We start from the raw sequence: 22,912 nt of genomic DNA, 5'->3' as shown, positions 1-22,912 counted from the left end.
TTCTAATCAAAATTGATAGAGTAAGAAAATGGAGCATGAGTTTATATTTAGTACAAATAATACTACTTACCCTCTAGAAGACCACCCCTTAAATCATGATGATTTAAAAGTAGGAGAGGCTGTCATTCCGCTTGAAAAACAAATCGGCTCCATGTTAATAATGGGCTTTGAAGGTGTACACAGTACAGACCCTAATGTTCAAAAAACTATTTCTTATTTGAAAAGCGGGTTGCTGGGCGGTACAATCCTTTTTCGTTATAATATCGAAAATCCCGAGCAGCTGGGAGAGTTAACAAAATCCCTACACCAGGCAAACCCGTATGCTTTTGTTGCTGCCGATCAGGAAGGCGGGAAAGTTCAGCGTCTTATTAAGGATAAAGGATTCACAGGCTTCCCTTCAGCTTATGATGTTGCAAATAATTATGATATAGATGGCGCATCCGATATATATGATAATTTAGCCAAGGAATTAAACAAAAACGGTATAAACTTAAACTTCGCCCCCGTGGTTGATATTAACGATGAAGAGAAGCCTTGCAGTGTAATAGGGGGATTAGGCAGAAGTTTCGGTGGAGATATTGAGAAAATAGTTGATTATGCAAATGCTTTTATTGACTCTCATCATAAGTTTAATACATTTACAGCCCTTAAACACTTCCCGGGTCACGGGCTCGCAAGTGGCGATACTCATAAAGGTATGGTGGATGTAACCGAAACCGTACATGAAAGAGAATTAAAGCCTTTTTATGATCTTATTGCATCAGATAAGGTGGATATGATAATGACAGCACATGTGGTTAATACAAAGCTGGATCCGCTTCATCCGATCACTTTATCTCCTACTGTTTTAAAAACATTGCTAAGAGATAAGGATTATGACGGGGTGATTGTAACCGATGATTTACATATGGGAGCAATAATAGGAAGCTATGGAATTGAAGAAGCGATAATACGATCTATTGATGCAGGGAATGACCTATTGGTTATTTCTAATAATAAAGCAGCCTGCGGGGGAGTTGAAAACTGTGAGCAGGATTATGACTTGCCTGCAAAGTTTGTAGATATTGTTAAGCAAGCTATAGATGAAGGTAAGATTTCTCAAGAAAGAATCGAAGAGTCATATAATAGAATTGATAAGCTTAAAAACAAGTTACAATTAGTATAAATTCGAACCCTTATTTTTTTACAACCGCTTTATTTAGCAATTTCATTATAAATTAAGTTAGGATAAATGCGTATCAGGGGGCAGAGCGCCCCCCTCTACTGAGGTGCGAAGATATGCATTTATGAATTCTTTCCCGAGCGTAATTAGGGAGTTTTTAAATGAAATTAAAGAATAAAAATTAGATTTTAAAAGAAGTAAACCTACTTTGTAAAATATTTAATTTTGTAAATTTATAACTCATCATTTTGAAAATTAAAATGTACTTTCCCTATAAACTCGCAATTTGTATTATACAGGTGATCTTGAGCAGGTAAATATATATCTTGTGCTATTATTTTACTGTTCTTACAGTAAAACTGCTCAGCAATAAAATGAGCTTCTTTTCCCAAATTCATCTCAGAATTAATTATTTCAATTTTTAATGCTTCCAAAGAGCACTTTTTACTAACTTTTACTTTCTCTCCCTTAAGAGCAAGTAGTTTACCTGCTTTTAAATTAACAACTTCACCGAAAATCATATCTGCGATACTCATTTTCTTTCCTTATATTTAACATTCATTAAATAAAAAATTGTATAAATATAAATTTTTCATTTTATAACAAAAGGTATATTTATCAAAAATAACTATTGCAAAGGTAACAAACTTACCTTTAGTTTTTAACTATCTAACTTTCTCACCGTCTTTATATTCGGAACTAATACTATAGGGCTTCATTTTCTGGGAACCGTAATAGGTTCTCATCATTAATTCTGCGATAAACCCGGTAGTAATAAACTGGAATGCAGCAATAATGCAAAGCACCCCTATAAAGAATAGCGGCCTATGACCTATGCTCTCCCCGCAAATTTTCAGCCATAGCATATAGGTGCTGATTAAACTTCCGATACCAAACAATAATACTCCTAAAGTGCCGAATAAATGCATTGGCTTTTGCTTATATTTTTGAAAAAACAGCATTAAAATTAAGTCGCTTAACACTTTTAACGTCCGGCCTATACCATATTTTGACGTGCCGAATTGGCGGGCATAATGACGAGTGGGAACCTCGGCAATTTTTGCCCCGTGAAGACTGGCGAGAATCGGTATAAATCTATGAAGCTCTCCATGTAAATCAAGCTTTTTAGCTAAATAACTTTTAAACACCTTTAAAGTACACCCGGTATCCGTTATCTCTACTTGTGATAGTTTTCTAATTAAGAAATTTGCAACTTTACTTGGTATTTTCCTTAAGATAAAACCGTCATTTCTATTAGCTCTAATTCCGGCTACCACATCAAGATTTTCTGCTTCAAGTTTTTTCAGTAAAAGCGGGATATCTTCCGGGTCATTTTGCAAGTCACCGTCGATGGTTGCAATATATTCACCGTCAGCTGCCTCAATTCCTGCGGCAAGCGCTGAAGTCTGACCGAAATTTCTTGTAAAAACTAATAGCCTTATATTTTTCTGTTCAAGTTTTAAAATTTCTTCCACCGTATTATCAGTGGAACCGTCATCTACAAATATAATTTCATGTTCAATACCTGCAAGCGCCTTATTAATGCTAATTACTAGAGGCTTAATATTATCCTTTTCATTCATTACGGGAACAATAACTGATAATTTCATTAGTGCTTATCTCTTCTGGTTAAAAAGCTGATTGCTATAAAGCATGTGCACATTACAACAATATAAAGTGCCGGAGCATTCACCCCGAATTTATTTACTAAGAACTTTGAAATTGCAGGCGTAGTTCCGCCGAATAAAGCAATTCCTATATTCCAACTTACCGCTACTCCTGAATATCTGAGTTCAGGTGCAAATGCACTGATTGCATAAGGATAAGCCGGTGCGCAAATTGCACTGGCCAGCATGGCGAATAAGAAAATTGCAAAAAAAACTTTTAGAATACTATGACTTGGATCGGTAATCATCATAAATATCGGAACAACACCTATAATAATCACGTAGCAAGTTATATAAAGGAACTTCCTATACCCCACCTTGTCAGCTAAGATACCGAAAAACGGCATCATAACAATCATGATAAATAATGCAAAGGAAGTAAAATACCCGGTCATTAGCTTATCGTACTTAAGATCAGTCTCAAAGAACACGTTAAAGTATCCTCTGATCATATAAGCCAGAGCTGCGGTCACCCCGCCGAGGAAGCAAACGACCAGCAATCTTCTCCAGCTTTTATTAATCGCCTCAAGTAGTGGAGACTTAACGGTTAAGTTTTCATCTTTCCTGGCTTGAAATACGGGAGTTTCACTAACATTATAACGCATGTAAAGGCCGGTTAATCCCATTAACCCGCCGAATAAAAAGCCATAACGCCATGCAAAATCACTATCCCCGAAAAAGCTGACAATTAATATCCCTACAAAATTAGCAAGCAGAGTCCCCATCATATTGGAAGCCATAACTATGCTCCCTACGAACCCGGGTTTATACCCTTCAAGATGTTCTAAGATAAATATCGCCGAACCTGCGCTTTCACCGCCGACGCATATGCCTTGCACAAGCCTGATCAATACTAATAATATGGGCGCTAATATACCTATTGTTTCATAACCGGGCAATAATCCTATAGCCATAGTGCAAACCGCCATCAAAACAATTGATATGGTAAGCGCAAGTTTTCTTCCGAAAATATCACCGATATGACCGAATATCATTCCGCCTATCGGTCGCATTAAAAACCCTACGGCAAATACACTTAAAGTCAAAAGTATCTGTATAGACTTATCAGCGGCAGGAAAAAACAACGCTGCTATCTTTGGTACAAAAACTGCGTAGATACCAAAATCATAATATTCTACAATATTTCCTACCAAAGCAGAGCTTACAACTTTTCTTTTTTTCATTACCAATTAAATAAATTTTTAACAGAGTGTATTATGTTGAAAGATCTTATAATTGCAATTAATATTTTGCAATCCATAATTTGCCTTGTCTTATTATAATGTTTTAAATATATTCCATTAAAAAATTATCTATAAAACAATATAATAGAAATACATGTCTGATATTATTACTAAAGCTTTAGAAAGTAATGCTTGGCCTTTTAAAGAAGCTGAAGCAATTTTAAAAAAAATAAATAATCAACTTCCGAAGAAAGGATATGTTCTTTTTGAAACCGGCTATGGACCTTCCGGACTTCCTCATATCGGAACATTCGGTGAAGTAGTTAGAACCACTATGGTAAGGAAAGCTTTTGAGCTTATTTCCGATATACCGACCAGGCTATTTTGCATTTCGGATGATATGGACGGGATGAGAAAAATTCCCGATACAATACCGAATAAAGAAGAATATAAAAAATACTTGGATTTACCTTTAACTAAGATTCCCGATCCTTTTAATACATGTGAAAGCTTCGGGCATCACATGAATGCAAGGTTAAGGGCATTTCTTGATGCTTTTAATTTTGAATATGAGTTTTTTAGCTCAACCGAATGCTATAAAAGCGGCGTGTTTAATGAAAGCTTACTAAAGGTTTTAAAGCATTATGATGAAATAATGGATATAATGTTACCTACTTTGGGTGAAGAACGACGGGCAACTTATAGCCCGTTTTTACCCATCTGCCCTAAGAGCGGAAAAGTACTTCAGGTTTTAATCATTGATAGAGACGCAGAAAACGGATTAATCAGATATAAGGATGAGAGCGGAGAAATAGTTACGGTCAAAGTAACCGACGGTAATTGTAAATTACAATGGAAGCCTGATTTCGGAATGAGATGGGCTGCTTTTGATGTAGATTTTGAGATGTACGGTAAGGATCACTTAGTCAATGGCCCTATTTATACCAGAATTTGTAAAACAATCGGGGGCAAAGCTCCGCACCAAATGTATTATGAATTATTCTTAGATGAAAACGGTCAAAAAATATCTAAATCCAAAGGTAACGGAATTACTCTTGATGAATGGCTCAGATATGCACCGCCGGAAAGTTTATCTTTATTTATGTACCAATCTCCTCAGAAAGCTAAAAAACTGTATTTTGATGTAATACCTAAAAATGTTGACGACTATTTAAATTACTTAAACAGTTATCACACCGAGCAAGATGAAAAGAAAAGATTGGCTAATCCCGTATATCATATACATAAGGGTAGCCCGCCTAAACCGGAGACTACAATTACATACTCTTTATTACTGAATTTAGTAAGTGCAAGCCATCTTGAAGATCCGAAAGTAATTTGGAAATATATAAAAAGATACGATGCAAGCATAGAAGAAAAAGAAAATAGCTTTGTTGATAAAATGATAAAGTGTGCAATTAACTACTACCACGACTTTATAAAACCCAATAAAAAGTTTAGAGCACCTACCGAGATTGAGAGATCAGCTCTCATTAAATTTAAAGAATATTTATCCAGTTTAGATTCTCCTTCAATTGATGAGCTTCAAACTCTAACTTTTACGGTAGGTAAAGAATTTAATTTAGAATTAAAGCTATGGTTTCAGGCATTATATGAGGTTCTACTCGGTTCTGCGCAAGGTCCGAGGTTCGGTTCATTTATTGCTTTATACGGCATAAAGGAGACTATAGAATTAATTGATAGCAAGATTAAAAGTAATTATCAAATTTAGTAACCCCCCAGTAAATCAAATTATGAGATTAACTCTTTTAAGACACGCACATTCAAGCCCCGCCGGTGACGACAAAAACAGGATTTTGACCTCAAAAGGCATTGAACAAGCCTTAACTTATAAAAAGATATCGAATGGTGTTAAGTATGACTTAGTAATTCATTCTTCGGCGGTAAGAACCAGAGAAACAGCTGATATTATTCTTTATGGGGTAAGCACTAAAGTCCCCTATATTGAGATTCCTACTTTATACTTGCCCGAAGATGATAAAGATATCAGCGAAGTCAGTAAAAGTATTATGCTACGTCCCTATGCCACCCCCAATGAAATCTTAAGCAAAGATAAAAACAATTCCTGGGAAAGATATACTAATAAAGCTTATACTGATATATTAAGTGCTATTAAGCAATATAACCCGTCATCTGAACTTTCTCACGTATTAATTATCGGTCACGGAACCATACTTAACTTAATCGGCTATAAATTTTCTTCTCAATTTGAGGAAATTAAAACCAGATATATCGGCTATTTGGAAGGATTTTCTTTAATGGTAGATCTAAAACTTTAAGCTTTAAACTTCCAATAAAAAAACGATCTAACATTTGATGTTGTTAGACCGTTTCTTTATAATAATGTTTTAGTAATTATAGATCGCTATGTACTGAAGATACATTATAAGCCGGCTCTATAGCCATATAAGAATCCGAGCTGTTTTGAGCGGAACTTAAGAGACCTTCGGCAAAATCAATTAGCTTTTTAGTATCATTTATTGCAACTACATCATGCACACACTTTCCTACAGCTTCAATCTGATCCTTGATAACTTCCTTAGTTTTCCCGGCAACTTGTTTAAAGAAGAACCCGAGATCATGGTGCCCGCTTGTTTCATTCTTAGATTCACTCCATGTTGATTTAATCCCTGCGATAAGTTCTTTATCTGTGGCTATAAAAGTACTCACCATCTCTTTACCGCTTTGAACCACTTGGCTTACATAGTCTTTTATTTCTACGAAAGCTTCTTTCAATTTAGTAATTGTAGCAACCAATGCATCCTTAAGAACTATAAACGATCCGGATATTTGCTCAAAATTTTGCTCCAGTTTTACCAAGTCGTTAATTATGTCGGCAGGGGTTTTATTATCTTTAAATTCATCAATTATACTACTGATATTACCCTTTAAGTCTTTTCTGATATCTCCGCTTTGGCTAATTAATCCACCTAATTCCGCCACAAGCGATTTAGTAGAACTCATTACCTCATTCGGATCCATTTTAACCGCACCCTCAGCTAAGTTACCTAAACTATTTAATACATCTAAAACCTCTTTTACCACTCCCTTACTCATAATTCCCCCTATTTTCATTAATTAATAATAAAACATTAAATATTTGATCAAATATATAATTTAATTGTCGCAAATTTTTAATAATTAATCAAATATATTTTTTAAAATTATTTTTAATAATAGGGGTTGAGAATTAATAATTAATTATTATATCATTTCTTGAAAATAATTTTTAATTGATATGGCTATGTCTCAAGAAATCAGAAAATTTGATGCCGAGGTCGGCAAAGTTTTACAACTTATGATTCACTCTCTTTATACTAATAAAGATATATTTTTAAGAGAACTGATTTCCAATGCTTCAGATGCATGCGATAAGCTTAGGTATGAGTCAATAAATAATCCTACCTTTGCTACTGAAGATGAGCTAAAAATTGAAATAATTATTGATAAGCAAAACGGTGAGCTTGTAATTCGAGATAATGGTATCGGGATGGATAAGAATGATCTTATTCAAAACCTGGGAACTATTGCAAGCTCCGGTACCCAAAAATTCCTTTCTAATCTGCAGGATAAAAACTCTAAAGAAGGTTTACAGCTTATCGGGCAATTCGGGGTTGGGTTTTATTCCGCTTTTATGGTTGCGAAAAAAGTTAAAGTTTATTCTACTAAAGCAGGCCAGGATCAAACTTATGTTTGGGAATCGGAAGGAAGTGGGGAATATTCCATCTCATCTTCCGCAGAACCTAAATCCAGAGGCACTGAAATCAGGCTTACTATTCAAGATTCCGACATTGAATATTTAGAAAAATATAAGCTGCAATATATTATAAAAACATATTCGGATCACATTTCTTTCCCTATATATCTGGTCGATGAAAATGCTAATTCGGAACTCGTCAACTCCGCTTCCGCACTTTGGACTAGAAGCAAGGGGGAAATTAGTGAAGAGCAGTATAAAGAGTTCTACCATCATGTAGCACATGCTCCCGATACTCCTTGGATAACTTTACATAATAAAGCAGAAGGTGCAGTAGAGTATACCAGCTTACTTTATATACCCAGCCAAAAACCTTTTGATTTATTCCATCCTGACCGTAAGGGAAGAGTAAAATTGTATGTAAAAAAAGTATTTATCACTGAAGATGAACCGAATCTTATTCCTTCATATTTAAGGTTCTTGAGGGGGGTGATTGACTCGGAAGATTTGCCGCTAAACATCAGCCGAGAAACTTTTCAACATAATCAGATTATAACAAAGATAAGAAAATCTATTGTAAAACGTGTATTATCTACGCTTAAAACTAAAGCTGAGCAAGAGAAAGAAGAGTATAAGAAGTTTTGGCTTAACTTCGGCGAGGTTATGAAAGAAGGTTTGTGTGAAGGTGCTCTGGAGGAAAAAGAACAGTTACTTGAAGCATGCCGCTTTTATACTACTAAATCAGGTGAAAACTTAATTAGCCTTGATGAATATATAAGCAATATGCTTGACGGACAGGAACACATTTATTTCTTAACCGGAATTAGCCTGGAAGATTTGAGAAAAAATCCTCAACTGGAAGGCTTTGCCAAGCGTGATATTGAAGTAATTTTATTACCTGATTACGTTGACGACTTCTGGGTAAATGTAATTAATCAATATAAAAACAAAGAATTACGCTCAATTAATACGGCAGGAATTGATTTAGACAGTATTAAGAAAATTGAAGCACCTCAAGAAGAAAAAATGCCTGATACTGAAGATAGCTCCACTCAAGCTAACGATGAAGAACTGGTTACTTATATTAAAAACGTTCTAACCGATAGGGTTAAGGAGGTAAAAATTTCTAAAAAACTGGTTGATAGTCCATCATGTCTGGCTATTCCGGAAGGAGCAATGAATATCAGAATGGAAAAATACCTTATAGACCAAAAGCAGCTTTCTAAAAAAACTGCTAAAATTTTAGAAATTAACCCGAACCACCCGATTTTAATTAATATTAAAAAGCTACTTGGCAGTGAGGAAAATAAAGCAGCCGATTTAGTTGAAATTATATTTAATCAGGCATGCCTAATCGCCGGTGAAGCTATGGATGACCCATACGCTTTCACTAAGAAAATAAATGAGTTTATTGCTAAAGCGGTATCCGCTTAATTTTATTATATTATAAAGCCCTTTGATAGTTACCCACACACACAAGGGGCTTTGTTATTATTAACTGGAACTTACAACCTAAGTTATTCTAAGTATTTTTTTGCTTACATTTATCTTGTGTAAGAACAGCTGCTCGAGGAAGAGGAGCTTGAATGTGCATAACTAGTCGGAGAAGATTTAAATATATATTCCGGTTCTTCATCTATTTGCAGTTGTTCATCCCCATCACTCAATTTATCCTTACCTTTAGCTAATCTTCTATTCTCTTTCTTAAGTTGCTCTATCTGACTATATTGCGAAGCATATTTATCAAGAACAGGTTGAATAACATAATGAGATATACAATATAGCACGGCTGAGCTAGCTAAATAAACCGGCGGCACGGTAATCAGAGCGGTAGAATGAAGCAAGGTAGAAGCCGTACATACAGCTTCTAATCCGGCAACCAAATATTTTGATTTATATGTAGTATTCTCTAATTTTTCCAATTCCCCAAATTTTTCCCATGTTCTATAAGCTGATTTTCCTTGAAATGCAGCTAATACTAAACCTAAGCCGGTACCAACAATATCACAACGGCTCGGAGCATTTTGAATTGCCTCTAAAACCACATCTTTAGTATTAGATATCAAATCCAAAACGTTACCGCCGAGCATCGGTTCAATTGCCAAATAACTGTTACTTAAAAATCCGGAGACTAGATTGAAAGGCGGAACTATATAGGTATCAAAACTTCTATACATAAGCATGGTAGCTGAGTGCCTAATTGCTGAAAAATTTACAAGTAAGCTAAAGCTTAGTAAAGAAGTGGCAAAGCAATTTATAAAAAATTCATTTTTACAATCATTAACTATAGAGATAGCAGTTCTATGCTTCTCGCTAGCCTTAAATTGTTGATACAAATCCTTAACTTTGGGATAAGAATCAATTCTTTCGACTAAATTTACGACGGATTTAAAAGCACCGGATAAAGACATAGGTTCTCCAATTGTTTCAGCTAATTGCTGTGCGTTAGTGTTTATTTCTTCTTCTAAGCTATCATTTATTGTATCTTCTTGGACTCTATTATTCTCATACCAAATAAAGTCCGATGAATCAAGAAATTCAGAACCTTCAATACGCTCAGCTTTTGGCTCACCTTCACGCCAAAATACCCCTGCACCGTATACTGGCACTTTATCAAGTGTAGGCTGCACTTTCTGTTTTTTTGTAAGAATATTATTTAAGCCTTCCGGCGACGCCCTTCTTTTTTCACTTCTTCTCATATACCCCTCTTGAAGCTGTAGTATATTTATTATTGTTAATTAAATATAATTACAACCTCTTTATACTACATAAATATTACACTTGCGCTTTAAAATAAAAATATTTAATAGATTTTAAGTAAATTATTTCAATTTTATTAATAATTAAAATTCTAAATTACCGTCCAGAAAATAAAAAAGCGCGGGATATTTTCCACACGCTTTTTTTGTTGGCTGTATAACTGCTAAAATATTAGATGCCATTATCTATGGCATTACCGACCGCTCTACGAGCATCCTCAATTAATTTCGCACTGAACCCTCCAGATGGCCTCTTATTAAATCTACGAAGATGCACTACCTGTTCTTGCACTTCTTGTAAGCGTTCTTGAGTACGTGCTAACTGATTACTAACTTCATTTAATTGAGCTTGAGTATCTATCCCTTCCTGCACAGAGCCCGCAATTATCATACCATTTAACATACCCTGAGCAAAAACTTCATTTCTTTCACCATAAGCTTCCAAACAATACTTTTTAGTTAGAGCTAACTCAGCTTTAGTTTGAGCTAGAACAATACCTTGCTCATATTTATGCTCTCTCAATCTTCCTAGAATCCCATCTTTAAAGTCATTCTGTTTACGTTGACCGGCTAATTGTTCTTTGGTTAGAGCAAACTCAGCTTCGGTTTTATTTAAAGCTTTTCTGGCTTCATATGTTTTACCTTGCTCAGCACATAGCTGCCCTGCTTTATCAGCTGCATATGCACCGGTTTTTTTAAGTCTTTTGTTTAATCTTTCCGATTCATTCCTAAGCGCCGCTATTTCCTGATTACGCTCTTGAACTCTACCCTGTTCAACATGTAGTAATTCACCCTGCTTAGCTGCATATGCACCGGTATTATCAAGTCTTTTAGCTAATCTTTCCGATTCTTTTTCAAGGGTCACTACTTTCCGATTAAGCTCTTGAACTTTAGCTTCTGCAGCATGTAACAATTCAACCTGCTTAGCTGCAAATCTACCGGTGTTTTCAATCCTTTCATCTAATCTTTCCGTTTTTAGCTGTTCAGAAAACACTTGTTTTTTCATATTAACCAGAGAGTTAATCACATAATGGCCAACCGCATGAGCTGCCATACAGCATAACACAACTTCCGGAGTAAACGTATATAGTCCGGTTGATTGTAAAGCAGTAACAGATGCAGCGCCCAGCTCTGCTAATGTTACTGCATATTTACTGAACCTATAATTAACACCTAATTTTGCTAACTCATTAAAATTTTTAAAAGTACTATATGCACCATATAATTGGGCACTAGAAATAAGGAGCCCTACGGCATTTGCATAATTAAAACTAAAATTAGAAGATACGTAATTTTGCACAGCTGTTAAAGCTTGCTTCGGATCATGGAAAGCATCAACCGCATATTTTGCTACACTATTTACCGAATCGTTAGCCATATTTATAATCGGCTGAGTATGAGATAAAACAGTATTATAGTATGGTTGAAGAGCAGTAGAAATTTCTATAGAAGCAGTATTTAAAATTGAAGTTGTTTGTGTATAAGCATAATTATAAGCAATAATAGCTTTCTCTGCCGCGTAGCTATAAATAGAGCTTGCTTGGGATAATGCATGGTTATAAACTACTCTTAATTGATACTTTAGATCATAATACGCAAAATTAAAATAATATAATGAGATAGCATTGGTAATTGCCGCATGAACAGTTAGACCACTTATGCCTTTAGCGATATTTCCAAGCCCATTTTTACCGAAAGCATCAAAAAAATCATTTTTAGAGCTGTAAAAAATATCTTGTGCTTTTTCTCTTAAATCAATGCCATAATTTAATATACTATCATTATGTAAAGCAGTTCCTAAAAATGCTACAGTTGATGAAGCTATCGTTAAAGACGGTAATATTACAAGATCTTTGCCTATAAAATAGGTTGTACCTTTAACAAAGCTAAACCCGCCTCTAACCACATCGGCAGATAGAGTAAACGGATTATAATTTCTAACAAAATTTCGCATAAAATTCTTCTCACTTAGGATTAAAATATTTAATCAAATAGATAACTTTTTAATTAACAGATAATTATAAAAAGGAATTTATCCATTTTTAAATTACTGAAAAACATTAAAATTATTCATTTACTTATGATCGGTATATTATAATCTATTATTGTTACAACAATATTATCATTTATAAGAAAAAACTAAATTATACTAATTTTTATTACATTATATTAATAAGATATTAAGAGTAATTATTTTTTAATAAAAAATGTCAAAAATGACAAGCTTATTCAATAAAGATTAGAAATTGCAAATAAAAAAAAAATGGGGCGAGCGACGGAGATCGAATCCGCGGCCTCAAGAACCACAACCTTGCGCTCTAACCAACTGAGCTACGCCCGCCATAAAAGATATACATATATATAACTTTCTTTGCCGAAAAAGCAAATCTTTTTTAGGAGAAATTCTAGGAAAATCCCTACATTTGTTCCAGTGCTGAAATTTTTAAGATACCAAGACCGATTGCTAAGGTGTTTTTGGCCGCTATAATAAGCGCAAGTCTTGCTTTTGTAAGCTCCATATTATCAGCAATAATAACTCTAAGCTTATCATCCTCAACTCCTCTTGACCAGAGCGAATGGAACTCATTCGCAAGCTCACATAAATAAAAAGTGATTCTATGCGGCTCATGAGCTAAAGCTGAAGCTTCAATAATTTTGGGGAACAGCATAATTTGCTTAATCAAGTTTATTTCTCCCCTATCTTTTAGATGAGAATAATCTACTTGCTCAACTTTTATATTAGCCTCTGCTGCTTTTCTAAGCACAGAGCAGGCACGGGTGTGAGCATATTGCACATAGAACACAGGGTTTTCCTTACTCTGTTCTTTAGCTTTAGCAAAATCCAAATCAAGCACGGTATCCGCCTTACGGCTAAGCATGACGAATCGTAAAATATCTTTGCCCACCTCTTCAACCATATCCTGCACGGTAATAAACTTACCCGCACGCTTTGACATCTTGAACGGTTCACCGTTTTTAAGCAGGTTTACCAGTTGGTTAATTTTTACATCCAGGTTAATTTTACCGTCACTCAAGGCACTGACCACCGCTTTAATACGTTTAATATACCCGGCATGGTCTGCTCCAAGCAGCAATATCAACTCATCAAAACCTCTCTGTATTTTATCCAAGTGATAAGCAATGTCAGTTGCAAAATAGGTAAAGCTGCCGTTTGATTTCTTAAGCGCTCTATCAATATCATCTCCGAACTCGGTTGATTTAAACAATTCCTGCTCGCGCGGCTCCCAGTCATCGGGAGTTTTACCTTTAGGCGCTTCTAATATTCCGCGGTAAATTAATCCTTTGCTTTTCAATAATTCAAAAGCTTCTTCATTTTTATTTTTCTCAATTATATCAAAGCGTTCAGAGGTAAATATATCATGCTCGACACCAAGCAATTTGAGATCATCCTTAATCAACCCCATCATGGCTTTTACCGCAAATTGTTTGATGACATCCTTTCTCTCTACTTCATCAGCAAGAAGTAGTTTATCACCGAATTTATCCTTTAACTTTTTACCGACCTCGACCAGATATTCCCCCGGGTAATACTCGTCCGGCATAGTAACATTTTCCCCTAAAACTTCTTTATATCTTATAAAGACTGATTCACCCAGTATCTCAATCTGCCCTCCATAATCATTTATGTAGAATTCCCTGGTAACCTTAAATCCGGTAAATTCAAGAAGGCTAGCTAATGCGTCACCATATATAGCACCCCTGGAATGGCCGATATGCATGGGTCCCGTCGGATTAGCCGATACAAATTCAAGACCTATCTTTTTCCCCCCTCCGATATTAAGTTTGCCGTATTCTTCACCCGACTCAAGTACATTCCCGACTAAATTAGCCCAAAAGCTGCTCTCTAAAAAGATATTGATAAAACCAGCTCCAGCAATCTCACATTTAACAATATCAGGGTGCTTCTTTAGTTCGTCTACTATTTCTAAAGCAATATCTTTAGGTGCTTTTTTGAGCTGTTTAGTTAAAATCATTGCAGCATTAGTTGATAAATCTCCATGCGTTTTATCCCTTGGATACTCCATCGAAATTGATTGCATATCAATTCCCGAGCCGTACTTCATGGTTATAATCTGATGTAATTTTTCTAAAAACTGATTAAAAATATTCATAATTTACGTGCCTAAGGAATGATATAATTTGTAGATAGGTAAAATAATTTACAATGTCTATTAATTCAATCTAAAAACTATTATATTTAATCTATATTGACTAGCTGAGAATAAAACTTATATTTATTATCATTTTCGAATATATCAGTTTTCATGTTACTTAAAAAAATATTTAATAATAAAATTATTCGCGGCGCATATCTTGCTTGGTTTGCAGGTGCTCTTTTCTATTTTTATCAATATATTTTAAGGATCTCCCCGGGTATAATGGTTGACCAGTTAACCCGGGAATTCAACCTTCGAGCTGAAGAATTCGCAACCCTCGGTGCACTCGGATTATTTGCATATTCAATATGCCAGATTCCTTTAGGGATTATTGTTGATAAAATCGGAGTTAAGCGTACCGTTCTTGTTTCCATATTGCTTTGCATCACGGGGAGCTATTTATTTGCTGTAGCACAGGATTTTTGGGTCGCACAACTAAGTCGCGTGTTTATAGGAATAGGCTCAGGCTCTGCTTTTATGTGCGCTCTTAAAATTGTTGCCGATCATTTTCCGCCCGGGAAGCGGGCATTTTTAATGGGTGCTACACTCACTCTCGGTACTGTTGGGGCTTTAGTTTCAGGCAAAACTATAATTTATGTTATGGAAAGCTCAAGCTGGCGTCATGTTTTATTAAATTCTACGCTTCTAGGCGGGGCTATATTTATAATTGCTTTGATTTTTATTAACAAAAACAAAGAGTCCCATCACACTAAATTGAACAAACACCCGCTTCCGATAGTTTTAAAGAATATAATAAAAATAATGAAGGATAGAAATATTTTGATTTACGCAATCCTTGCCATAGGTCTTTATACGCCTCTTTCCGTATTTACCGATTTATGGGGTATATCCTTTTTAAAGCAGAAATTTAATTTAAGCCAATCATCGGCAACCTATATAGCTTTAATGATGTATGCGGGTTTAAGCGTAGGTAGTTTAGTTCTGCCTTGGCTATCTGAGAAATACAATATTTTAAATATATCAATATTTAGTTGCGGATTTATTATACTTATTATCTTTTCATATTTATTATATGGCGCGCCTATTTCAGAATATTCACTTTCAGTACTATTAGTTGCTTTAGGATTTTTTTGCGGAGCGGAAATGATGTGCTTTACAGGCGCATTACAATTTTCTAAGCAGGAAAATTCGGGAGAAATTATCGGAGTAGTAAACACTCTTAACATGTTAGGCAGCGCTATTTTACAGCAGCTAATAGGTACACTTCTCGACCTGCAATGGGATCAAACCTATAATTCTTATGGTAATCGGCAATATACGGCAACTCAATTTATTAATGCTTTATCTGTTTTAACCGGAGTCTTAATTTTTTGTTGTATAATTTCATTTTCTTTGAAAAAAATTAAGGTTACAAGATTTTAAGGTACCATTACCTATAAAGATTCAATCACATAAGGCACTAAAGTAAAACTTAATCTTTAAGATTTCATATTATTTGAATTGCATTTTTATTCTCAATTTAATAATATAACTAATATGTTGTGATTTATGTTAATATATTAAAATTAAATAATAAATTAACTTATTTTACTCGCAATGGAGCCTGCCAAGACTCCCCCTTTCACTTCTTGGTATGCTATAAAAATAATAGTTTCCAAAAGTGTAATGGTTTTTTATAAATCGACTTAGGAGTGCTGATTATGAGAAAAATAAAAAATTTTGTAAAAGACTCTAAAAGCTTTTTTGAAGAAAAAAATATCCAAACCGGAATATTTTTTATATCTACTTCCGTTGCTATCGGCGCTTTTTTAGGTGGTAAAGAATATGGTACTCAATTTGCTGCTGCCGCCGGAACTGCGAGTAGCCTTGATGTAATATTAAAATATCTTGGCGTAACTGATTCTTACTATATAACAGCAGCTATGTTAGGCGTTATGGGTAGTTACCAAGATCATAGCCACACAAAAATTCATGTTCATGATACATTAATGAGCAACACGAAAGATAGCTCTTCAGTTCCTGATTTAGTTGCAAGTATTTTTACTCAAGTAGACCTAATAAAACAAATAGGAACAGGTGCTGCTACCGGAATATTGGGAGCTTCTGCTTTCAGTTGGGGCTTAAACACTGTAAGCAACAACTCCAGCGATAAGTCTTTACCTTACTCTGAATCTCGTAGAACCGTATTAAGCGAAGAAGATACAACTTATACCCACGAAGGAGCATCCGCACATGATGAAATATAATTAATAATAACTTTATATTAGCTTGTTACAACCAAGATAATTTTATGAATTATTTTAGGTTGTACCTTAAGCTATATTTTTTATTTAACCGCTTAGGTTTATAAAGGATTTTAATGTAATAAAATATTACTTTTAAGTATTACTTTCCATACTTAACCACCAATACATCAATTCGCATAAACATATTAATTATTATAAAACACTTAACATTATTGATAAATTAATATAAACAACCTTTTTTTCACTATAAACAGCGACTATCATCTACATTTTTAAATATTTTTAAAAAAATAATTGACATATTCTTCTCAAAGAATAACATCGACTTGAACTCATGTTAATTCCAATACGGAGGTACTTATGCCTAGACCTAAGCAAGTAGTATACGATACTGAGAAGCCGATCAAAGATACACCCTCAACTATAAAGCAAAAAGTTAAAGACGGAGTGAATGCCGTAAAAGAAACTGCCAAAGAAATTAAAGAGAGCCCCGCAGAAACCGGCAAGGATTTTAAAAGCGGCATTAAAAAAGTCGGAGAAGATATTAAAAAGATCGGCAAAGATAATGTAGAAGACATTAAAATAACCGGAAAAGATACTATAGAAGTTATTAAAAATTTAAAAGATTCCGCTAAGGAAACCATTAAAGCGAAATTAGAACCTGCCAAAAAAATTGCGGATAACTGGACAAGCGACAAAGAGGAAAGAGCAGAAGATTGCTTTAAACTTATAAGTGACAACGGTATTACTTTATGCAATCCTTATAACAATAATACCAAAATTGAATCATATTCAGGCATCGGCAGTATTGGAAGGTATAATCCTTTAACTGAAAAAGATACGCTTGATTACTGTATAAAAGCATTTGAAAAGAAAGATGCAGTTGATTGCAGTAAAATAAGTGAGTTTTTAAGCAATTTACCGATTAATGAAATTACAAGCTTTAACAAGGGCCAAGCACAGTGTCTTAACGGATATAAGGACATCATAAAAATCCCAACTAGCGTGGAAGCTTTTTATTCTATAGGAAAAACCATAGGAGCAAGTGATAACATACTCGGTGATTGCCAAGTAATTATCAGAGATTTTAATCCCAATGAAGGTGATAAAATTGATTTTTCTAATTTCAGCGGTAAAACCTTTAGCGACCTTAGATCTTATAACGGCACTATGAATAAACTCCCGTTAAAAGCGATAGATATTTATGAACCTGAGGCTACCCCTAAGTGTTTAGTAGGTATTTATGATTATGATGCAAATACAATACCGGAATTAACATCCGATATGTTTATAATTGCTTCTGCACCAACTCCTATACCGACTATCCATATTCATACTGAATTGTAACTTCACTTTTTGATTAAAAAGTAGTAAAGCTCCTTAAGCTAAAATCTGGGGAGCTTTTTTATCAGCAGGTTTATTTATTACCAAGCAAAGTTTTAAGCTTACGAAGTATAGGCTCTATACCTATCTTAGCAACAGCGGAACAGACTAGTACTTCTTTACCCGTCAATTGCTCTAACCGGTTTTGCTTTACTTCTATTTCCTCTTGAGAAAGTGTGTCTGATTTATTTAAGGCAATTATTTCTATCTTAGAAGAAAGGTCATTAATATAATTTTTTAATTCTTCCCTAATAGTTTGATAAGATTCTACTACATCTTCTCTTATGTCAATCAAATGCAATAAAACCGAGCATCTCTCAATATGCTTTAAAAATTTATCACCCAATCCGTGCCCTTCACTCGCGCCCTCAATAAGGCCTGGGATATCAGCAATAACAAATTCATCTAAATCTATATATACTACTCCTAACTGTGGCTTAAGAGTAGTGAAAGGGTAATCGGCGATTTTCGGCTTAGCTTGGGTAGTAACTGATAAAAAAGTTGATTTTCCGGCATTAGGCAACCCGACTAACCCTACATCCGATAATAGCTTTAATTTAAGCCATACTGCTATCTCATCTCCTTCTGCACCCGGTATAGACCTTTTGGGAGCTTGGTTAACGGAAGATTTAAAAACTGCATTGCCTGCACCTCCTCTTCCTCCTTTAGCTATTATATAGCTTTGGTTTGGTTCGGTAAGATCGGCTATTAAGGTTTGACCATCTTGTGCAAAAACTTGTGTGCCTACAGGGACATTAAGAATAAGATCTTTACCGGATTCACCAGTACAGTTTCTACCTCTTCCCCCTTCCCCGCGTTCAGCTTTAAAATGCTGTTTATACCTAAAATCAATAAGGGTGTTAAGCCCCGGAGTAGTAATAAAAACTATATCTCCGCCTTTACCGCCGTTGCCGCCGTCAGGCCCTCCGAATTCAATAAATTTTTCTCTTCGAAAGCTAACTGCACCATTACCTCCGTCACCCGCTTTCAGGTAAACTTTTACTTCATCAATAAAATGCATTATATACCAAAAAATAAAAAATAAAAAAAGAGCTGATAAGATAATCAGCTCTTCTCTTATATAACGAAAAAATTACTATTTTACAACAGTAACTCCTCTCCTGTTTTGGCTCCAAGAAGCTTCGTCATTACCCATAATTGCCGGACGCTCTTTGCCGTAGCTGACGGTGGTAAGTCTGCTTGATTCAATTCCGAAACCAACTAATTGGTTTTTAACTGAATTAGCTCTTCTTTCACCTAAAGCCATGTTGTATTCTCTGGTTCCGCGTTCATCGCAGTGACCTTCTATTATGAAATTCAGATCCGGATGAGCTTTCATAAGCTCAGCTTGTCTGGCAAGCACTTCCTTACCTTCCATTGTCACATGAGAAGAATCGTATTCAAAGAAAACTTTGTCGCCGATTTTATTTTGCAGTTCATCACATACGGACGAATATCCCGCACCTGAACCTGTTCCTGCCCCACTACCCGTTGTTTTATGGCTACATGCTGTAACAAGAAGCAACGAGAATGCAGCTATCATTAATTTTGTCATTTTCATTTAATCAAAGGCCTCCTTACCTTTTAGTATAAAATAGTTAAGAATATATGAAAATTCTTTAGGATTTTTAATGCCTATATATAATAAGTAGCATTATAAAAAACTATGGTCAAACGGTTTTGATTTTTTATAGTTTTTGTTTAATTAAAAAATTGAATAACTTGGCTATATGTTGTAATTATTCTACAGCATATAATTTATATAAATTCTAAATGCAAATTTTAAGATCAGCTGTATTTCATATATTTATCACCTTTTGGACAATCTTTATATTCACCTTCCTTTCCCCCTTACTTCTTACCTTCAACCAAAAAGCTGTAACGATTATAGGCTTGGTATGGGCTAAAGTAGTGCTTTTAGCTTTAAAAATAATTTGTAAATTAAGTTATGAAGTAAGAGGGAAAGAAAATTTACCGCAGGCTCCGTATATAATAACCTCAAAGCACCAATCAACTTGGGAAACCGTTTTTTTAACCGCATATTTTAAAGACGCGAAATACATACTAAAAAAGGAGCTGACCAGAATTCCTTTTTACGGATGGTATCTACTGGCAAGCGGCATGATATATATCGATAGAAGCTTAGGTTTTAGTGCAATAAAAAAAATAGTTAAAGATACCACCATATCTTTAAAAAAAGGTAATATAATAATAATTTTCCCTGAAGGCACTAGAGTTGCACCCGGAGAATCTAAAGAAATTCAACCCGGGGTAGCGGCTATTCATAAGCATAATAAGCATGTTCCTATTGTTCCGGTTGCTTTAAATTCAGGGATGTTTTGGCCTAAAGGGTTGAAAGTAATAAAGCCTGGGAAAATTATAATTTCTTTTCTCCCCCCTCTAAACGAAGAATTGGAGAAAGAAGAATTGTTGAAAAAATTAAAAGAAAATATTGACTTAGAGAGTGATTTACTGGCAAATTCTAAGTAATATAAATGCGGAGGCAAAATAAATGATAAAAAGAATTTTCGGGTTTATTAGTATAATAGTAGTTTTATCATTAATTACAGGCTTCCTAGTTGTTACTTATGATATCGGTGGAATAGTTAAAAGCACATTTGAGAAAAAAGCTTCTGAATTCCTGAAAGTAGATGTTAATGTCAGAGAAATAAAACTTGATATATTTAAAGGTACTTTTATAGCTTCAGACGTAAATATTAACAATCCTCATGGCTATACTTCTCCTCATTTCGTTGAAATCAGACAGCTATATACTAAATTTAACCCCCTCTCTCTATTCAGTGAAAATATTACAATAAATAAGGTCACTATCGAATCTCCAAAAATGACTATTGAATTTAATCTTAAAAATAATAACTTTAATCAAATTATTAAAAACTTAAAGGTTCAAACTCCTGAAATTCCGGAACGCAATAAAGATAAGCTATATAAAGCAAAAGCAGATAGAAAAGCTGTTATACTTGAGCATTTGGAAATTAAAAATTTATATTTACACACTTTAGCAGGTGTAGTTGAAGCAAATTTAACACTAAATAGCATACATTTAAAAAATATTGGTAAAGACAACAATAAATTACTATTTGAGCAAGTTCTATTAATTGTTCTTGAGCAAATTTATAAAGATGCTCTTAAGGCTAATATCAAAAGCCCGAGTATTAATTTTGATAAGACTTTAAATAATCTTAGAGGGTCATTAAAAGACTCGGTTAAAAGTACGGAAGGTAAATTGAGGTCATTGTTACAATAGATACAGTTATTTATAGCTGATTTTAGATCTATTACATTTTGATTTTTATATGCTAATATAAAATTAATGCTAATTATATAGTTAACAATATGCTGCCTGAAGATAGAAGATTTACTATTGACAAATATCTTGAGTCTTTAAACTTTAATCTTACTAAAGATAACCTTTTATATTGTTTAGAAACATTTACTAATAATAGAAAAAATCTAACTATTTCCGGAAAAGTAAAAATTCAAAAAACGAGCTTTACCGATCAGGATATAAGAGGCATCGATCTAAATAAATTTGATATTACTGAAGCTAGATTTATTAATACAAAAGTTGATAAGGAACAGTTCAAGTATATTTTAACTTATGCTAAAAATGGGTTGACCGATATTCGGGGCATTGATATTAAAGGCTTGGATTTAATAGACTTGAACTTATATAACATTGATTTTACTGGAGTTAGCTTTGAACAAGTTAAACTTGATAGAAAAAATATAATTTCCCTACAGGATCAGTTAAAAAATAAAAAAGTAAATTTACGCGGAGCAGATTTACAAGGCGTGGATTTAAGCGGTGGCTATATAGTTGATAATGAGCTGGGATTTAACAGTTATTGTTACTTTGATTTAGAGGACATGGATTTTAATGAAGTTAATTTTCAGTATGCTAATCTTTCAGGAGCCAGGCTAAACAGATCTAATTTCGAAGGGGCTAACTTAAACAACGCTAAAATTGTTGCTACTTATGCCAGATATACTAATATGAAAAGAGCAAGCATGGTTGGTGCTATTTTAAAATACTCGGATTTTTATCATTCCAACTTTGATTTTGCTAACCTAAGCAATGCTAGGGTATAATATAGGGAGAGAGAATATTATATGGCAACTTTTCATGATAGTGAGCTAAAAGGGAACAAAACTCAGTTTGAGGGTGTTAGCTGGCATGGTGCAACCACCGAAGGAATAATTAATGAAACTAAAACTCCGTTACCCGGAAAAGAAGATTTAATGTTGGAATCTGAAATTATACAAAATAAAAGCATTTTTTCTTTTATAAGAGAGCTGTTTAGCAAACAGAAAGAAATAACAGAAACAGAAAGACTAACTCCTTCTTTACCTGAATCAGAAGTACCCATAATAGAAGATATGCTACCTGAGCAAAATATTATAGAGGCAACGGAAGTTACACTACAGGAAATTAAGTCGGAAGCTCCTACAGTGAAAAATATACCATCTGAGCAAAGTATTACTGAAGCACCGGAAGCTTTACAGCAAGAAACTTCTCCGGTGGAGAAGGCTACGGTAAGAGATAAAATTATAAACTCCGATCAAATTCAAAGATAGCTTTCTTATACCAAATCAAATATTTTTTAAAGTTAGATTTAAAAAAATAACTATT

General features: G+C 34.3%; 20 protein-coding genes and 1 tRNA gene. 11 read left to right on the top strand and 10 right to left on the bottom strand.

Translation table 11 applies throughout. From position 1 onward, the window contains the following. Window positions 1-28 precede the first annotated feature (28 nt). Window positions 29-1,165, top strand: a complete 1,137-nt coding sequence (locus tag NF27_RS01600) for a glycoside hydrolase family 3 N-terminal domain-containing protein (RefSeq protein ID WP_053332475.1) — start codon at window positions 29-31, stop codon at window positions 1,163-1,165. Window positions 1,166-1,395: 230 nt separating this feature from the next. Here NF27_RS01600 and NF27_RS01595 read toward each other — a convergent pair whose 3' ends face one another. The 3 genes from NF27_RS01595 to NF27_RS01585 form a co-directional block, all read right to left on the bottom strand. Continuing rightward, window positions 1,396-1,698 carry a hypothetical protein gene (locus tag NF27_RS01595; protein WP_039455113.1) on the bottom strand — a complete coding sequence of 101 codons (303 nt, stop codon included), beginning with the start codon at window positions 1,696-1,698 and terminating at the stop codon, window positions 1,396-1,398. Between the two features lie 129 nt (window positions 1,699-1,827). Then, the gene (locus NF27_RS01590) at window positions 1,828-2,772 is read right to left on the bottom strand and encodes a glycosyltransferase family 2 protein (RefSeq protein WP_039455111.1); all 945 of its coding nucleotides are present in this window, start codon (window positions 2,770-2,772) and stop codon (window positions 1,828-1,830) included. Further along, the gene (locus NF27_RS01585; protein ID WP_039455109.1) at window positions 2,772-4,013 is read right to left on the bottom strand and encodes an MFS transporter; all 1,242 of its coding nucleotides are present in this window, start codon (window positions 4,011-4,013) and stop codon (window positions 2,772-2,774) included. The genes NF27_RS01590 and NF27_RS01585 overlap by 1 nt, the downstream gene beginning before the upstream one ends. Window positions 4,014-4,167: 154 nt before the next feature. On the opposite strand from NF27_RS01585, the gene NF27_RS01580 reads away from it, so the two are divergent. Both NF27_RS01580 and NF27_RS01575 read left to right on the top strand, forming a co-directional pair. Then, on the top strand, window positions 4,168-5,745 hold the full coding sequence (locus NF27_RS01580) for a lysine--tRNA ligase (RefSeq protein WP_039455108.1): 1,578 nt from the start codon (window positions 4,168-4,170) through the stop codon (window positions 5,743-5,745). 22 nt (window positions 5,746-5,767) lie between these two features. Beyond that, complete coding sequence (locus tag NF27_RS01575) at window positions 5,768-6,313, top strand: histidine phosphatase family protein (RefSeq protein ID WP_152606814.1); 546 nt, start codon at window positions 5,768-5,770, stop codon at window positions 6,311-6,313. Between the two features lie 76 nt (window positions 6,314-6,389). Here NF27_RS01575 and NF27_RS01570 read toward each other — a convergent pair whose 3' ends face one another. Further along, on the bottom strand, window positions 6,390-7,091 hold the full coding sequence (locus tag NF27_RS01570) for a hypothetical protein (protein WP_039455106.1): 702 nt from the start codon (window positions 7,089-7,091) through the stop codon (window positions 6,390-6,392). Window positions 7,092-7,278: 187 nt separating this feature from the next. Between NF27_RS01570 and htpG the strand changes: the two genes are divergently transcribed. Then, window positions 7,279-9,165 carry a molecular chaperone HtpG gene (gene htpG / locus NF27_RS01565; RefSeq protein ID WP_039455103.1) on the top strand — a complete coding sequence of 629 codons (1,887 nt, stop codon included), beginning with the start codon at window positions 7,279-7,281 and terminating at the stop codon, window positions 9,163-9,165. 110 nt (window positions 9,166-9,275) lie between these two features. Here the strand turns inward: htpG and NF27_RS01560 are convergent, their stop codons facing one another. The 4 genes from NF27_RS01560 to argS all read right to left on the bottom strand — a co-directional run bounded on the left by NF27_RS01560 (window position 9,276) and on the right by argS (window position 14,623). Beyond that, window positions 9,276-10,430: a hypothetical protein gene (locus tag NF27_RS01560; protein ID WP_039455101.1), complete on the bottom strand. Its 1,155-nt coding sequence runs from the start codon at window positions 10,428-10,430 to the stop codon at window positions 9,276-9,278. Window positions 10,431-10,662: 232 nt separating this feature from the next. Beyond that, window positions 10,663-12,444, bottom strand: coding sequence for a coiled-coil domain-containing protein (locus NF27_RS01555; protein ID WP_039455100.1), 1,782 nt, complete (start codon window positions 12,442-12,444; stop codon window positions 10,663-10,665). A gap of 310 nt (window positions 12,445-12,754) precedes the next feature. Further along, window positions 12,755-12,831, bottom strand: a tRNA-His gene (locus NF27_RS01550). A 76-nt stretch (window positions 12,832-12,907) separates the two neighbouring features. Then, window positions 12,908-14,623, bottom strand: a complete 1,716-nt coding sequence (gene argS, locus NF27_RS01545) for an arginine--tRNA ligase (protein WP_039455098.1) — start codon at window positions 14,621-14,623, stop codon at window positions 12,908-12,910. A 153-nt stretch (window positions 14,624-14,776) separates the two neighbouring features. On the opposite strand from argS, the gene NF27_RS01540 reads away from it, so the two are divergent. The 3 genes from NF27_RS01540 (at window position 14,777) to NF27_RS01530 (ending at window position 18,222) form a co-directional block, all read left to right on the top strand. Beyond that, on the top strand, window positions 14,777-16,051 hold the full coding sequence (locus NF27_RS01540; protein WP_039455097.1) for an MFS transporter: 1,275 nt from the start codon (window positions 14,777-14,779) through the stop codon (window positions 16,049-16,051). A gap of 278 nt (window positions 16,052-16,329) precedes the next feature. Then, window positions 16,330-16,875, top strand: coding sequence for a hypothetical protein (locus NF27_RS01535; protein WP_039455096.1), 546 nt, complete (start codon window positions 16,330-16,332; stop codon window positions 16,873-16,875). Window positions 16,876-17,235: 360 nt separating this feature from the next. After that, window positions 17,236-18,222: a hypothetical protein gene (locus NF27_RS01530; RefSeq protein WP_039455094.1), complete on the top strand. Its 987-nt coding sequence runs from the start codon at window positions 17,236-17,238 to the stop codon at window positions 18,220-18,222. 70 nt (window positions 18,223-18,292) lie between these two features. Here NF27_RS01530 and obgE read toward each other — a convergent pair whose 3' ends face one another. Then, window positions 18,293-19,279 (bottom strand): GTPase ObgE, encoded by a 987-nt coding sequence (obgE, locus tag NF27_RS01525; protein ID WP_039455092.1) that lies wholly within the window; start codon window positions 19,277-19,279, stop codon window positions 18,293-18,295. Window positions 19,280-19,354: 75 nt separating this feature from the next. Continuing rightward, window positions 19,355-19,819 carry a peptidoglycan-associated lipoprotein Pal gene (gene pal, locus NF27_RS01520; RefSeq protein ID WP_039455090.1) on the bottom strand — a complete coding sequence of 155 codons (465 nt, stop codon included), beginning with the start codon at window positions 19,817-19,819 and terminating at the stop codon, window positions 19,355-19,357. Between the two features lie 212 nt (window positions 19,820-20,031). Here pal and NF27_RS01515 point away from each other — a divergent pair, with 212 nt between their 5' ends. The 4 genes from NF27_RS01515 to NF27_RS01500 all read left to right on the top strand — a co-directional run bounded on the left by NF27_RS01515 (window position 20,032) and on the right by NF27_RS01500 (window position 22,857). Beyond that, a complete protein-coding gene (locus tag NF27_RS01515; protein ID WP_053332474.1) occupies window positions 20,032-20,748 on the top strand; it encodes a lysophospholipid acyltransferase family protein in 717 nt (238 codons plus the stop codon). Between the two features lie 22 nt (window positions 20,749-20,770). Further along, the gene (locus tag NF27_RS01510; RefSeq protein ID WP_039455088.1) at window positions 20,771-21,526 is read left to right on the top strand and encodes a DUF748 domain-containing protein; all 756 of its coding nucleotides are present in this window, start codon (window positions 20,771-20,773) and stop codon (window positions 21,524-21,526) included. A gap of 89 nt (window positions 21,527-21,615) precedes the next feature. Beyond that, on the top strand, window positions 21,616-22,371 hold the full coding sequence (locus tag NF27_RS10970; RefSeq protein WP_053332473.1) for a pentapeptide repeat-containing protein: 756 nt from the start codon (window positions 21,616-21,618) through the stop codon (window positions 22,369-22,371). 21 nt (window positions 22,372-22,392) lie between these two features. Further along, entirely contained in the window at window positions 22,393-22,857 is a 465-nt protein-coding gene (locus NF27_RS01500) for a hypothetical protein (RefSeq protein WP_039455087.1), read from the top strand. Window positions 22,858-22,912 lie beyond the last annotated feature (55 nt).

This window comes from Candidatus Jidaibacter acanthamoeba (genome assembly GCF_000815465.1).
In the GTDB taxonomy this organism is placed as follows: domain Bacteria; phylum Pseudomonadota; class Alphaproteobacteria; order Rickettsiales; family Midichloriaceae; genus Jidaibacter; species Jidaibacter acanthamoebae.
Note: the sequence above shows the minus strand (reverse complement) of the source record. Positions and strands in the feature narration are given on the sequence as shown.

What these genes read in the sequence shown, in the direction of transcription:
- NF27_RS01600 (WP_053332475.1), top strand. Translation starts at nt 29, where the DNA reads ATGGAGCATGAGTTTATATTTAGTACAAATAATACTACTTACCCTCTA.
- NF27_RS01595 (WP_039455113.1), bottom strand. Translation starts at nt 1,698, where the DNA reads ATGAGTATCGCAGATATGATTTTCGGTGAAGTTGTTAATTTAAAAGCA.
- NF27_RS01590 (WP_039455111.1), bottom strand. Translation starts at nt 2,772, where the DNA reads ATGAAATTATCAGTTATTGTTCCCGTAATGAATGAAAAGGATAATATT.
- NF27_RS01585 (WP_039455109.1), bottom strand. Translation starts at nt 4,013, where the DNA reads ATGAAAAAAAGAAAAGTTGTAAGCTCTGCTTTGGTAGGAAATATTGTA.
- NF27_RS01580 (WP_039455108.1), top strand. Translation starts at nt 4,168, where the DNA reads ATGTCTGATATTATTACTAAAGCTTTAGAAAGTAATGCTTGGCCTTTT.
- NF27_RS01575 (WP_152606814.1), top strand. Translation starts at nt 5,768, where the DNA reads ATGAGATTAACTCTTTTAAGACACGCACATTCAAGCCCCGCCGGTGAC.
- NF27_RS01570 (WP_039455106.1), bottom strand. Translation starts at nt 7,091, where the DNA reads ATGAGTAAGGGAGTGGTAAAAGAGGTTTTAGATGTATTAAATAGTTTA.
- htpG (WP_039455103.1), top strand. Translation starts at nt 7,279, where the DNA reads ATGTCTCAAGAAATCAGAAAATTTGATGCCGAGGTCGGCAAAGTTTTA.
- NF27_RS01560 (WP_039455101.1), bottom strand. Translation starts at nt 10,430, where the DNA reads ATGAGAAGAAGTGAAAAAAGAAGGGCGTCGCCGGAAGGCTTAAATAAT.
- NF27_RS01555 (WP_039455100.1), bottom strand. Translation starts at nt 12,444, where the DNA reads ATGCGAAATTTTGTTAGAAATTATAATCCGTTTACTCTATCTGCCGAT.
- argS (WP_039455098.1), bottom strand. Translation starts at nt 14,623, where the DNA reads ATGAATATTTTTAATCAGTTTTTAGAAAAATTACATCAGATTATAACC.
- NF27_RS01540 (WP_039455097.1), top strand. Translation starts at nt 14,777, where the DNA reads ATGTTACTTAAAAAAATATTTAATAATAAAATTATTCGCGGCGCATAT.
- NF27_RS01535 (WP_039455096.1), top strand. Translation starts at nt 16,330, where the DNA reads ATGAGAAAAATAAAAAATTTTGTAAAAGACTCTAAAAGCTTTTTTGAA.
- NF27_RS01530 (WP_039455094.1), top strand. Translation starts at nt 17,236, where the DNA reads ATGCCTAGACCTAAGCAAGTAGTATACGATACTGAGAAGCCGATCAAA.
- obgE (WP_039455092.1), bottom strand. Translation starts at nt 19,279, where the DNA reads ATGCATTTTATTGATGAAGTAAAAGTTTACCTGAAAGCGGGTGACGGA.
- pal (WP_039455090.1), bottom strand. Translation starts at nt 19,819, where the DNA reads ATGAAAATGACAAAATTAATGATAGCTGCATTCTCGTTGCTTCTTGTT.
- NF27_RS01515 (WP_053332474.1), top strand. Translation starts at nt 20,032, where the DNA reads ATGCAAATTTTAAGATCAGCTGTATTTCATATATTTATCACCTTTTGG.
- NF27_RS01510 (WP_039455088.1), top strand. Translation starts at nt 20,771, where the DNA reads ATGATAAAAAGAATTTTCGGGTTTATTAGTATAATAGTAGTTTTATCA.
- NF27_RS10970 (WP_053332473.1), top strand. Translation starts at nt 21,616, where the DNA reads ATGCTGCCTGAAGATAGAAGATTTACTATTGACAAATATCTTGAGTCT.
- NF27_RS01500 (WP_039455087.1), top strand. Translation starts at nt 22,393, where the DNA reads ATGGCAACTTTTCATGATAGTGAGCTAAAAGGGAACAAAACTCAGTTT.